11 protein-coding genes are annotated in these 13,222 nt (G+C 59.5%); 3 read left to right on the forward strand and 8 right to left on the reverse strand.

What is annotated here, in order from left to right; genetic code table 11:
- Window positions 1-1,597, reverse strand: a 1,597-nt coding sequence (locus tag CKW18_RS14500; RefSeq protein ID WP_256586971.1) for a DUF6531 domain-containing protein, incomplete at its 3' end; no start/stop codon positions are given.
- Between the two features lie 245 nt (window positions 1,598-1,842).
- Here CKW18_RS14500 and CKW18_RS14505 point away from each other — a divergent pair.
- Window positions 1,843-2,538 (forward strand): HAD-IA family hydrolase, encoded by a 696-nt coding sequence (locus CKW18_RS14505; protein ID WP_095189418.1) that lies wholly within the window; start codon window positions 1,843-1,845, stop codon window positions 2,536-2,538.
- A gap of 83 nt (window positions 2,539-2,621) precedes the next feature.
- Here CKW18_RS14505 and CKW18_RS14510 read toward each other — a convergent pair whose 3' ends face one another.
- Window positions 2,622-3,368, reverse strand: a complete 747-nt coding sequence (locus CKW18_RS14510) for a 3-oxoacyl-ACP reductase family protein (protein WP_095189419.1) — start codon at window positions 3,366-3,368, stop codon at window positions 2,622-2,624.
- Between the two features lie 126 nt (window positions 3,369-3,494).
- Between CKW18_RS14510 and CKW18_RS14515 the strand changes: the two genes are divergently transcribed.
- Window positions 3,495-4,421 carry a LysR family transcriptional regulator gene (locus CKW18_RS14515; protein ID WP_095189420.1) on the forward strand — a complete coding sequence of 309 codons (927 nt, stop codon included), beginning with the start codon at window positions 3,495-3,497 and terminating at the stop codon, window positions 4,419-4,421.
- A gap of 120 nt (window positions 4,422-4,541) precedes the next feature.
- Here the strand turns inward: CKW18_RS14515 and CKW18_RS14520 are convergent, their stop codons facing one another.
- The 3 genes from CKW18_RS14520 to CKW18_RS14530 form a co-directional block, all read right to left on the reverse strand.
- Window positions 4,542-5,270, reverse strand: a complete 729-nt coding sequence (locus tag CKW18_RS14520; RefSeq protein ID WP_095189421.1) for an aspartate/glutamate racemase family protein — start codon at window positions 5,268-5,270, stop codon at window positions 4,542-4,544.
- Window positions 5,271-5,325: 55 nt separating this feature from the next.
- Entirely contained in the window at window positions 5,326-6,864 is a 1,539-nt protein-coding gene (locus CKW18_RS14525) for an NCS1 family nucleobase:cation symporter-1 (protein WP_095189422.1), read from the reverse strand.
- Between the two features lie 577 nt (window positions 6,865-7,441).
- Entirely contained in the window at window positions 7,442-8,176 is a 735-nt protein-coding gene (locus CKW18_RS14530; RefSeq protein ID WP_075949106.1) for a phosphoadenylyl-sulfate reductase, read from the reverse strand.
- Window positions 8,177-8,340: 164 nt separating this feature from the next.
- Here CKW18_RS14530 and thrH point away from each other — a divergent pair, with 164 nt between their 5' ends.
- Window positions 8,341-8,958, forward strand: a complete 618-nt coding sequence (thrH, locus tag CKW18_RS14535) for a bifunctional phosphoserine phosphatase/homoserine phosphotransferase ThrH (protein ID WP_095189423.1) — start codon at window positions 8,341-8,343, stop codon at window positions 8,956-8,958.
- A gap of 87 nt (window positions 8,959-9,045) precedes the next feature.
- On the opposite strand, the gene pabB is transcribed toward thrH, so the two are convergent.
- From pabB to CKW18_RS14550, 3 genes are all read right to left on the reverse strand, one after another.
- Window positions 9,046-10,389, reverse strand: a complete 1,344-nt coding sequence (gene pabB, locus CKW18_RS14540; protein WP_095189424.1) for an aminodeoxychorismate synthase component I — start codon at window positions 10,387-10,389, stop codon at window positions 9,046-9,048.
- Between the two features lie 311 nt (window positions 10,390-10,700).
- Window positions 10,701-11,687: an alpha-L-glutamate ligase-like protein gene (locus CKW18_RS14545; RefSeq protein WP_095189425.1), complete on the reverse strand. Its 987-nt coding sequence runs from the start codon at window positions 11,685-11,687 to the stop codon at window positions 10,701-10,703.
- Window positions 11,687-13,222, reverse strand: coding sequence for an inactive transglutaminase family protein (locus tag CKW18_RS14550; RefSeq protein ID WP_095189426.1), 1,536 nt, complete (start codon window positions 13,220-13,222; stop codon window positions 11,687-11,689). The genes CKW18_RS14545 and CKW18_RS14550 overlap by 1 nt, the downstream gene beginning before the upstream one ends.

The raw sequence follows: 13,222 nt of genomic DNA on the forward strand, positions 1-13,222 counted from the left end.
TGTTGTGAATCGCCGGCCGCTCGACACTCGGCGCTGGAAACTGAGTGCGACGATTTTCGTGATCCACCCAAACAACAAAATCGCCATCAAACTCCAGCCGATGCGCCAGCGAATGGCTCCAGCCAAACCCCAGCCCGACATCGATCTCGGCGGCGCTGGTGCGATACAACCGGGTGAACTCGAACGGCAACACGCCATCGAGCGTGCCATCCGTCAGGGTCAACAGTTCTTCACCCGTGACCATCGACACCGGGCAGCCATTGGTGCAGGTCGAGGGCACGCAATCGGCGCTGTCGCCGTTGGGGTTTTTCGCCTGATTCGGTGCGTCGTCATGAGGCTCATGACGCTCCATCCGGCTCGAACCGCCAGACTTGTCTCGCGCAAGAGGCGCCGGGTTCGGCACCGTCAACACGAGCGAATCGGCTTGACGAATGTTCAGCGGTATCGACGGCGTCGGTTTCAGCTCAACGTCACGCGCGTGGAACATCAGCGGCTTTAAAGCGCCCGCGTGGTTATTCAGTTGCGGCGCAGAAGTCAGCTCCGCCAGCCGCAACGCGGACGCCGCCAACCATTCCCGCGCCCTCGGCGACTTGATCTTTGCCAGCACCTTGCTGCTCAAACGCAAGGGCACGCCGACGCCACCCGACAACCCCATCAGCAGAAAGCTGATCAGCAGTTCGACACGAACTTCGGCAACCACTTCGGCCAGATATTGCGGCGGCAGCATCTTCAGCCAACTGGTGAACGCAGCCAGATGAATGAACAGCAGCGGCTCGTCGCTGAGGATCAGCAGACCGTTGGCGATGGCCTCGCTGGAGGCTTGCAGCAGTGCCTGGAGTTCACTATCGCTCAGGTATTCCAGCAGCTTTTCGCTGTTGGCCTGCAAGTCGGCAAGCAGGGCGAACACTTGCCTGATGTCATCCCAAACGCCATTCAGGGCGCTCTCGAAACCGCGCCAATCGGCTTGTTGCAACTGACCGTAACGGTCAACAAATCCTGCGCTGGAAAACGCCGTCCACAGCGGTTGAAACCCTGTCCACTCACCGCGCAACCAGCCCTCAAGGCCATCGATGATGCCCTGATAGGAGGCATACAACGTCTTGACATGATCGGGGGAAACATCGGGAAAGAAGGTGATGCGATAACGCTGGCCCCGATCACAATCGTTGACTTGCAGAATGCCGCTTGGCCCGATGGTGTGATTGAGCGGTTCGCCAAAGGTCAGAACACCGCCAACATCGGCAACCACAGGTTCGAGCGTTACCGGGGTGTTGCCAATTGGCACGAACCGCGCGGCGTCGAACATGTGCACCAACGTCAGCGGCCCACTGGCGGGGCACATGACCACCGATGAACTGAGTGGTTTGCGGGACCCCAGTGGCGCACTGAGGCGCACGTCGTTGCCGACGGTAAATACCTGTTCGACATCCAGCGCGGTTCCTGTCCAGAACTGCTCGGCCCAGGCCTCGTAGTTGTTCAGGCACAGACGGAACTCGCGGATCAGGGTGTCGAAGTCGGGGTGTTGGGGGTTGAGGGCGGCAACCACCAGCAGGCCGATGCTGTTGTTCAGGGGCAGAAGCCGATCGGGTGGAAGCATTCGCAGTCTCTCGCGCACGTCAAAAAGGTGCGGGGACTTTGCGGGGGATCAATCAGGAAAGAAGTCGGGCGAGTAGGCGATGCTTGTAGGATGTTTCGCTAAATGTTCGCGAGTTGTTCATCGTCACAACGGACATTGACCGTTGCTCAATGTCTGCTGCGCTCGTTATGCTGCTGAACCCATTAATCAGATCCGCGCCGCGGCGCTATTCGCCGCCCGGGATGTCTTTGATAACGGATCCGATGATGAATGCACCGCTGAAGGCGTTCGGCCCGATAAAGGCCGTGATTTTCGATATGGACGGTTTGTTGCTGGACACCGAGGGCATTTACACCGAGGTCACCTCGCTGATTGCCGGGCGCTACGGGCGGACTTTCGACTGGAGCATCAAGCAGAACATCATTGGCCGTGGCGCCAACGATCTGGCCAACTACGTGGTGCAAGCGCTGGATCTGCCAATCACCGCCGAAGAATTTCTGGTGATCCGCGAGCCGCTGATGCGTGAGCGTTTTCCCACGGCGCAAGCCATGCCCGGTGCCGAGGAGCTGATTCGCCACCTCAAGGCGCACAACATTCCAATCGCCGTGGGCACCAGTTCGTCGCGTCAGTCGTTCGCTCAGAAGACCACGTTGCACCGTGACTGGTTTGCGCTATTCGATTTCATCGTTACGGCGGACGATCCGGAAGTCGGTGCGGCCAAACCGGCACCGGATATTTTCCTCACCGCAGCACGTCGCCTGGGTGTAGCGCCTGAGGATTGTCTGGTGTTCGAGGACTCGCCGTTTGGCGTGACGGCTGCGAAAGCGGCAGGGATGACCGCGATCGCCATTCCCGATGCGGCCATGGCTGATGAAAAATACGCCCACGCCGACGGGATTCTTCGCTCGTTGAAAGGGTTTATCCCGAGCGCCTGCGGCCTGCCGGCACTGGAGTGGAGCTGATCAAGCGATAAATCGATAAACGAAAAACGCCGCCCCTCTGTTAAAGGAGGGGCGGCGTTTTTCGTACAGACGACGCAGACCGGTCAGGCGCCGAAACCACCGTCGATGGTCAGGCTGGCACCGGTGATGTAGCCGGCTTCCGGCCCCGCCAGATAGGCGACGAAGCTGGCGATTTCTTCGGCTTTACCGTAGCGACCCACGGCCATCAAGGGAATCAGGCTGTCGGCGAATTCGCCGTGCGCCGGGTTCATGTCGGTGTCGACCGGGCCGGGTTGCACGTTGTTGATGGTGATGCCGCGTGGGCCGAGATCGCGGGCCAGGCCTTTGGTCAGGCCGACCAGTGCTGATTTGCTCATCGCATACACACCGCCACCGGCGAAGGGCATGCGGTCGGCGTTGGTGCTGCCGATGTTGATGATGCGGGCGCCTTCACCCATGTGTTTGGCCGCTTCCTGCGAGGCGATGAATACGCTGCGCACGTTGATCGCCAGGGTCTGGTCGAAATCTTCCAGAGTGAAGTCTTCCAGCGGGGCGACGGCCAGTACGCCGGCGTTGTTGACCAGGATGTCGAGGCGGCCAAAGGCTTCGACAGTGGCGCTGACGGCATGACGGATGGCTGCGGCGTCAGCGCTGTCGGCTTTGATCGCCAGGGCTTTGCCACCGTTTGCGGTGATGCTGTTCTGCAATTCTTCAGCTTTTGCGCTGGAGCTGACGTAAGTGAAGGCAACTGCAGCGCCTTCAGCGGCCAGGCGTTTGACGATGGCGGCGCCGATACCGCGGGAACCGCCTTGAATCAGAGCGACTTTGCCGCCGAGGTGTTGAGTGGTCATGTTCGATCTCCAGAATATTCAAGGCGGGAAGCCTTGTTGTTGGAGCCGAGTATCGACCTCTGATCCACAACCCACTAGCCCATGATTGCTATAGTCTGTGTAAACCGAAAGTTTACAGTGGTGAGCATGGAAAACTTCAACAGTATCGAATGCTTCGTGCGCAGCGCTGAAGTCGGCAGCTTTGCCGAAGCGGCACGGCGCTTGAGCCTGACCCCGGCGGCGGTCGGTAAAAGTGTGGCGAAACTTGAGGCGCGGCTCGGCGTGCGCTTGTTTCAGCGTAGTACGCGTAGCCTGACGTTGACCGAGGCGGGGCAGCTATTTTTGAGTCAGGTCAGTGCCAGTCTGACGACCATCCAGAACGCGGTGGCTAATCTGGCCAGTGTCGAAGGCCTGCCAGCGGGGACTTTGAAAGTCAGTATGGGCACGGTGTTCGGACGCTTGTACGTCGTGCCGTTGCTGGAAGAGTTTTTACGTCGTTTTCCGGCGATCAATCCTGATTGGCATTTTGATAACCGTCAGGTCGATCTGATCGGGCAGGGGTTCGATGCGGCGATTGGCGGAGGGTTTGAATTGCCCCAAGGCGTCGTCGCACGCAAATTGGCACCCGCGCATCGCGTGTTGGTGGCGTCTGCTGACTATCTGGAAAAGCACGAGGCGATCGCCGAGCCGGACGACCTGCAATATCACGATGGCATTCTGATTCGTTCGCCGCAAACCGGTCGAGTGCGCTCTTGGCAGTTGATCAGTAGTGGCAGTCAGCTCTGTCGACCACTGACCCTGAAGACGCGAATGACCATGAGCGATTCCGAGGCAGCCTGCGCGACGGCGGCGCAAGGTCTGGGGATTGCACTGGTGAGCATGCCGTTTGCGGTGGGTTATCTGGAGGCGGGCACGTTGCAGCGGGTGCTGCCGGACTGGTACATCGATGACGGCAATATTTCGATCTACTACGCCGAGCATAAATTGTTGCCGGGCAAGACGCGGGCGTTTGTGGATTTTGTGATTGAGCAGTTTGCGCAGCAGGGGCTGGCTCAGCGGTTCAGTGCTGTTTGAGCAAGGCTTGAGACCGAGTTGCCCCATTCGCGAGCAGGCTCGCTCCCACAATTGGAATGCATTTCCCCTGTGGGAGCGAGCCTGCTCGCGAATGGGTCGACTCGGTCTCCGATGATGAACTCAGCGAGCAAACCGCTCCGCCCAGCCAATGATCTTCTTCGGGCGCGGCGTCGCATATGTCCGCACCTTGGACGTCGACAACCCCAAGCGCACCAGCGCCTCCGCAATGGTCACCGCCGCCGTCACTCCGTCCACCACCGGCACCCCGGTACGTCGACGAATCTGCTCATCCAGCCCGGCCATACCGCCACAACCGAGGCAAATCACTTCGGCCTTGTCCTGTGTCACTGCTAATTCAGCCTGATGCACGATCGCCTCCAGCGCGCGTTGTGGCTCATGTTCCAGTTCCAGCACCGCCAAGCCACTGGCCCGCACAGATGCACAGCGATCCCAAAGGCCAGAGAGTTTCAGGCGATCTTCAATCAGCGGCACGGTGCGATCCAGCGTCGTCACCACCGAATAAGCGTGACCGAGAAACATCGCCGTACTGGCCGCCGCGTCGGTGATATCCACCACTGGCACGTTGAGCAGTTCCTGCAAGCCTTCACGGCCATGTTCGCCATAGCCGGCCTGAATCACCGCGTCGAACGGCTGATCGTAAGACATCACCCGATCCATTACGGCGATGGCGGCCAGATAGCTTTCGAAGTTGCCTTCAATCGAGTCGGCGCCGAAGTGCGGCGTCAGGCCGACGATCTCCGTGCCGGGTGAGGCGACGGCCTGCGCCGAGCGGGCGATGGCCTGGGTGATGGATTCGGTGGTGTTGACGTTGACCACGAGAATACGCATGGAAAGTCCTTATGGCAGGGTGGTTCTGCGGCCCGAAAAGCGGGCCGCCAAAGGTTTAGTGACAGACGTTGTCGACCGCGATGGCTTCCCCACTGACGTCGGCGTAGTGCGCTTGGCGTTTGGCGATGATCAGGTAGAGCATGGCGGCGATGCCGGCACCGATCAGCCAGGAGAACGGCGAGACGCTGTGGAAACCCGGTACCAGGGCCAGAACGATGGCGATCAATGCCGCCGGAATAAACGCCGCCACGGCGCGTAAATTGACGCCTCGGCTGTAGTAATAAGCGCCATTCGGGTCTTCGCTATAGAGCTGCGGGACGTTGATCCGGCCTTTGCGGATCAGCCAGTAGTCGACCATGATCACCCCGTACAACGGGCCGAGCAGGGCGCCGAGGCCGGACAGGAAGTACACGATCACCAACGGGCTGTTGTAGAGGTTCCACGGCAGGATCAGCACCGCGATGGTCGCGCTGATCAGCCCGGCGCGGCGGAAGGTCAGGTACTTCGGCGCCAGGTTGCTCAGCACGAACGCCGGGGCGACGAAGTTGGCCATGATGTTCACCGCCACCGTGACGATCAGGAACGCCAGGCAACCCAGCACCAGGAAGAACGTGTTGGGGATCGAGGCGATGATCTCGGTCGGGCTTTCGATGATCCGGCCGTTGATTTGAAATTGCGCGCCACACAGCAGGACGGTAATTGCCGCGAACAGCAGAATGTTCACCGGCAAGCCCCAGAAATTTCCGACCTTGATGGTCTTGCGGCACGGCGAGGAGCGGGCGAAATCGCAGAAATTGAGGATCAGCGTGCCGTAGATTGCCAGCCACAGTGCACCGCCAGCAAAAATGTTGCGCCACATCTCGCCGCCGGTCAGCGGCTCACGGATCGACCAGGCGATGGTTGCGTTGGCTTGCGTGTACATCCACACGGCGAGAGCGGCAACAGTCAGCAGAATCACGGGACCTGCAAACGCTTCGTAGCGGCGAACCATCTCCATGCCGTAGGCGAGGATCGCCAGTTGCACCAACCAGATCGCCACGAAACACACCCAGCCCAGCGTCGACAGGCCGAGGATCGAGTTGTGGTCGTAATCGGCGAAGCCGGGATGCACTGCCGTGAGCAACACGCGAAACACCACGGACGCCAGATACGTCTGAATCCCGAACCAGGCGATGGCGATAACCGCCCGGATCAATGCAGGAATTTGCGCACCGTGGATGCCGAAACTGATCCGGCTGATCACCGGAAACGGCACCCCGGTTTTTTGTCCCATGTAGCCGGACAGGTTCATGAAGAAGTACACCAGCGCCGCGCCGATCCCCAACGACAGCAGAATCTGCCAGCCGCCCAGGCCCAGCGCGTAGAGGCCGATGGCGAATGAATAGTTGGCGATGTTGTGCACGTCGTTCGTCCACAGGGCAAAGATGCTGTATTTGCCCCAGCGCCGACCTTCGGCCTTGGTTGGTGCCAGGTCCCTGTTGTGCAGGCGCGGGCTCAGTTGCAGCGGCTCGTCCAGCCCGTCGTGGGGCAAGGGTTGATCGAGGGCAGAGGAGGGCAGATTCAGCGCGATGTTATTTGAGAGACTTGTACGCATTCCGGCAGGCTCCTGATGTTCAGGGCCGCGATGACTGTGCATGAGCCGTCGGGCTCGACATATCTTCGTCGCGGCAGTGAAAGCATCACTGGTTACGGGGCATCTGCAGCCTGTACGGGATAGGGCGCTTCAGGCTTGCGGATCGAAAGTGTGCATGTTTTGCAGTTTTGTATACAAAACATGTATGCACTAAAGCCAGATCTGTGCCAGTTGGCGATCTATGAATAGCGCCGCTCATTTCGAAAAGTTATCGACTGACGCTAAGTGCCTGAAATCAGGTGAGTAAAAATTGACCACTTGAACAGGTATTTATTTTTTGCAGAAGGGTATGGCGGGGATGGAACGAACGGGCTTTTTAGAAGGGATGTAACTTTTCAGGGCGCGCAAACAAAAAGTGCACACATAAATGGCACTGATGGTGACATTCCTGTGTACACATTTTTGGCGTGCCACTGCGAAACAAATGTGGGAGCGGGCTTGCTCGCGAAGGCGTCTTTTCAGTCAACAAATCCAGTGACTGAAAGACCGCTTTCGCGAGCAAGCCCGCTCCCACAGGGGACGTCATTGCGGTAAAGGTTTACGCCTTGCTGATGATATTCCCCGCATGCAACCCGCATTCTTTCTGGGTCGCTTCTTCCCACCACCAACGGCCTTCGCGCTCGTGCTGGTTCGGCAGGACCGGGCGGGTGCACGGTTCGCAACCGATGCTGATGAAGCCGCGTTCATGCAGGCTGTTGTACGGCAGCTCAAGCATGCGGATGTAGCCCCAGATCTCTTCGCTGGTCATCTGTGCCAGCGGGTTGAACTTGTACAGGGTGCGTTCCGGCGTGGAGAACGCCGTATCGATTTCCATCACGGCAACGGCGCTGCGCGTGCCCGGGCTCTGGTCGCGGCGCTGGCCGGTGGCCCAGGCTTTGACGCCAGACAGTTTGCGCCGCAGCGGTTCGATCTTGCGGATCCCGCAGCATTCGCCATGGCCGTCCTTGTAGAAGCTGAACAGGCCTTTTTCCTTCACGAACGGCTCGAGTTTCGTGTAGTCCGGCGAGACCAGTTCGATGTCGATCTTGTAGTGCTCGCGCACCTGATCGATGAAGCGATAGGTCTCGGGATGCAGGCGGCCAGTGTCGAGACTGAACACCTTGACGTTCTTGTTCAGCTTCCAGGCCATGTCCACCAGCACCACATCCTCGGCGCCACTGAAAGATATCCACAGCTCATCACCGAACTCGGCAAACGCGAGTTTAAGGATGTCTTGAGCGGATTTGTTGGCATAGGTCGTGGCGAGTTCCACGACATCGAACGTTGGGCTCATCAGGGCGGCTTCCTACAGGTCGGTGGCGCTGGGCGCTCTATATGGCGGCGATGTTAACAAAAAGTGGCGGCGCTCGGGGCGTCCTGTGCGTTGCGTGCTTGAGTTTGAGTCGCTAGAGTTCGGCTTCGCTCGACTCAAATAATCAATACAAACGGGAGTGTTTTGTGGAAATTGCTTGCCTGGATCTTGAAGGGGTGTTGGTGCCGGAAATCTGGATCGCCTTCGCCGAAAAAACCGGAATCGAATCCCTCAAGGCCACCACCCGGGACATCCCCGACTACGACGTGCTGATGAAGCAGCGTCTGCGCATTCTCGATGAACACGGCTTGAAGCTGTCGGACATTCAGGAAGTGATCGCCACGCTCAAGCCGCTAGACGGCGCGGTGGAGTTCGTCAACTGGCTGCGCGAGCGCTTCCAGGTGGTGATTCTCTCGGACACCTTCTATGAGTTCTCCCAGCCGCTGATGCGCCAACTGGGCTTCCCGACCTTGCTTTGCCATCGTCTGATTACTGATGAAACCGGGCGGGTAACCAGCTATCAGTTGCGTCAGAAGGATCCGAAGCGGCAGTCGGTGCTGTCGTTCAAGAGTTTGTATTACCGGGTGATTGCGGCGGGGGATTCGTATAACGACACGACGATGCTGGGCGAAGCGGATGCGGGGATTCTGTTCCATGCGCCGGACAATGTGATCCGTGAGTTCCCGCAGTTTCCGGCGGTGCACACCTTCGATGAACTGAAACAGGAATTCCTCAAGGCTTCTAATCGCGACCTGAGTTTGTAGTCGTCTGGAAGGACGCTTTCGCGGGCAAGCCCGCTCCCACATTTGAAATGCATTCCAAGTGTGGGAGCGGGCTTGCTCGCGATGCTTTTAGAGGTTCTGCAGGGTTTTCAGGAGGATTTTCACTTTAGTGATCGACTCCTGATACTCGGCCTGCCAGTCCGAATCCGCGACAATCCCGCCGCCACCCCAGCAGCACACCTGCCCATCCTTGACCAGCAGACTGCGAATCGCGATGGAGCTGTCCATCTCGCCGCGCACGTCCAGATACAGCAGCGAGCCGCAATACAACCCGCGCCGGGTCGGCTCCAGCTCATCGATGATCTGCATCGCGCGAATCTTCGGCGCGCCGGTGATCGAGCCGCCGGGGAAGCTGCCGGCGATCAGGTCCAGCGCGTCACGATCCGGCGCCAGTTCGCCGGTCACGCTGCTGACCAGATGATGCACGTTCGGATAGCTTTCCAGGTTGAACAACTCCGGCACCCGCACCGAGCCGATGCGGCAGCTGCGACCGAGGTCGCTGCGTAGCAAGTCGACGATCATCAGGTTCTCCGCGCGATCCTTGGGGCTGGCCAGCAGTTCGGCGGCGTTGGCGGCGTCTTCGGCGGGCGTCAGGCCACGGGGGCGGGTGCCCTTGATCGGGCGGGTTTCCACTTGGCGCTGGCTGACTTTGACGAAGCGCTCTGGGGACAGGCTCAACACCGCGCCGCCGTCGGGCAGGCTCTGGAAGCCGGAAAACGGGGTAGGGCAGGCTTTGCGCAACGCACAATAGGCCAGCCATGGATCGCCTTGGCATTGCGCACGGAAACGCTGGGCAAAGTTGACCTGATAACAGTCGCCGGCCTGAATGTAATGCTGAATGCGTTCGAACGCCTGACGGTAGTCGTCAGCCGAAAGGTCGGCGCTCATCGGCTGGTTCAGCGTGAACGGTGTCAGCGAGGTCGAGGCCGGTTCAGAGAACAGCTTGATCAGGCGTTGCCGCTCACTGTCGCCCACCGACGGATGAAAGACCAATTGGCTGGTGGCGTTCTGGTGATCGCTGACCAAGGCCCAGTCATACAACCCGAACCGCGCGTCGGGCAATTGCAGATCATCCCGTGCCTGGCTCGGCAGGTTTTCCAGGTGCCGACCGAAGTCATAGCTCAGGTAACCGATCAAACCGCCGGCGAACGGCAGTTCATAACCGGCAGGTATGTGCGCTTCACCCAAACGGCTCAGAATGTCGCGCAAGCGTTGCAGAAAATGGCTGCCGCTTTCATCCGGCGACACCGCCAATTGTTCCAGCGGCCAGGCGCTGAGCAAGTCATAACGGCCACGCTCGGCACTCGGCCGGCCACTGTCGAGCAGCACGGCACCGGGGGCGTTGCGGATTGCCGCGAAGTAGTCGGCGGGATTGGCACGGTAGGGCAGTGGGTGTACGGAACAGGTCAACATGGGCGGGGCAGATCGGCCATCGAGGCGGGGTGGGGATTGTAGTCTTCTGTGGGAATTGCTCCTAGAGGGGATGTCGGGGATTGGCAGATTGGCGGCAGGGTTGAGCCTTGTGGTGGCAGGGGAGCCGCTTTCGCGAGCAGGCTCGCTCCCACAGGAGGATGCATTCCAAAGTGGGAGCGGGCTTGCTCGCAAAGGCCGTGACTCAGATTCGGATCAACCTTATCGCCGCCATGGACGCTCTGCGTCCACTGTGACGCGGAGCGTCACGGGATGCATTCCCACGCAGAGCGTGGGAACGATCATCGGGGGGATCAGCCTTCGACGGCTGGAATATGCCCAAACATTTCCTGGGTAAACGCCACCCGCTCTTCAACCGACTCGGTCACGCCACGCGCTTTGAGCTCTTCCAGTCGTGCTTCCACCGCATGGGTACGCAACGTCAGCCCGCAGTCGTTGGCAATCTGAATGTTCAGCCCCGGCCGCGCATTCAGCTCCAGAATCAGCGGGCCCTTTTCCTGGTCGAGCACCATGTCCACGCCGATGTAACCCAACCCGCACAGCTCGTAACAACCAGCGGCGAGTTTCATGAAACCGTCCCAGTAGGGCAGTTGCACGCCGTCCACCGCGTTGGTGGTGTCCGGGTGTTTGGTGATGATGTTGTTCAGCCAGGTGCCGCGCAGTGTCAGGCCGGTCGCCAGATCGACGCCGACGCCGATGGCGCCCTGGTGCAGGTTGGCCTTGCCGCCGGATTGACGGGTTGGCAGACGCAACATGGCCATCACCGGATAACCCATCAGCACGATGATGCGAATGTCCGGCACGCCTTCGTAGCTGATGCTTTTGAAAATCTGATCCGGGGTCACGCGGTATTCGATCAGCGCGCGATCGCGATGGCCGCCCAGCGAATACAGACCGGTGAGGATGCTGGAGATGTGATGTTCCAGCTCCTCGTGGGCAAGGATCTTGCCCGACACCGTGCGATAGCGTCCTTCGAAACGGTCGGCAATCACGATGATGCCGTCACCGCCGGCGCCCTGGGCCGGTTTGATCACGAAGTCGCTGCGCCCGCCGATGATCTCGCCGAGCTTGTCGATTTCCTTCTCGGTGGAGATCACGCCATACAGTTCCGGCACATGAATGCCAGCCGCGATGGCGCGTTCCTTGGTGATGATCTTGTCATCGACGATTGGGTACAGGCTGCGCTTGTTGTACTTGAGCACGTAGTCGGCATTACGCCGATTGATGCCCATGATGCCCCGGGCCTCCAGAGCCTTCCAGGTCTTCCAGAAACCGAACATCAGTGATCAGCCTTGTTCAGGAACGCCTTGAAACGCACCAGCTCGGTCAGGCGGTAACCGCGATAGCGACCCATTGCCAGCATGAAGCCCACCAGAATCAGCAGGATCGCCGGGAAAGTGAACACGAAGTAAACCAGTTCCGGCACAGTCATGATCAGGTGTGCCAGAGACGCCGCAAACAGCGTACCGATCGCGACTTTCATCGCATGGCTGGCACCGCGTTCTTCCCAGGTGATCGACAGGCGTTCGATGGTCATGGTCAGAATCACCATCGGGAACAGCGCCACGGACAGACCGCGCTCCAGCCCGAGCTTATGGCTGAACAGACTGATCGCCGCGATCAACACCACCACAAAGGTCAGCACCACCGACAGTCGCGGCAGCATTTGCAGCTTCAGGTGTTCCAGGTACGAACGTAACGACAGGCCCAGCGCCGTGATCACGGTAAACAGCAGGATGCCGAAGCCCAGTTGCGTTTCACGGAAGGCGAGGGCGATCAGTACCGGGGTAAACGTGCCGAGGGTCTGCAGGCCGATCAGGTTGCGCAGGATCAGGATCACCAGCACGCCGATCGGGATCATCACCATGATCATGAACGTTTGCTGAGTCTGCAGCGGCAAGCCGTATAGCGAATATTCGAGGAAGTTGGCGTCGGTGTTTTCGTCGGTCAGCTTGGCCAGACGAATTGCGTTCATCTCGCTGTTGTTCAGGCTGAAGGTCACGTTGGCTTTCTTGCCGCCGTCGACGGTGATCAGGTTTTCATCGCCGGTCCACCACAATAGGCGGTCGGTCGGCAGGCCCTGTTCGCCGGTTTCCGGGTTGAAGTACAGCCAGTCGTTGCCGTTGAAGCTGCGCAGCCACAGTTCAGGGGTTTGTGGCTGGTCGGCGACGAGGCGGATGGTGTGGACTTTTTCCACCGGCACGTGGGCGATGGACAACAGCAGTTCGACGATTTTGGCTTTGTGCGGCGTCGACGGGTCGCCGGCCAGCAGCAGCTTCACGTTGTCATCGTTGACGTTGTTGACCCGTTTGATCGCCTCGCCAATGAAGGTTTCGACGTCGGCCGAGTGTTGGCGGATCGGCGCGAGCAGGGCTTCGGCAGCGATCTTTTCCGGGCCTTCAATGGCGATGCTGTCGCGGAAGGTCGGGCCCTTGATCTTGGATTTTTCGGCGGTGTAGCGCTTGGTCAGCACCAGACGGTAATAAAGGGTCTGGTTGCCCTTGGCCCGTCGCGCCGACCACGTCACCTTGCGGTTGCCATCGACGCGGTTCACGGCCACGCCGTAGTTATTGGAAATGAAGCTCTCGTTGAGGCTGACGTAATCGCGGCTCAGCGGCGGCACGAACATCTGGATCTTCACCGGATCCTTGGTGCTGGCGACGAACTCGACTTTGGCGTCGATGTTCCACAAGTCGTCGGTGGCGTCTTCGGTCACCGGGATGCCGAGCACGAAAATCTGATAGGCCGTAACCGAAACGCCCAGTAACACCAGAATGGTGATCAGGATTTTCAGGTGGAAGGTTAGAGAACGCAT

The organism is Pseudomonas sp. Irchel 3E19, assembly GCF_900187585.1.
Lineage (GTDB): Bacteria > Pseudomonadota > Gammaproteobacteria > Pseudomonadales > Pseudomonadaceae > Aquipseudomonas > Aquipseudomonas baetica.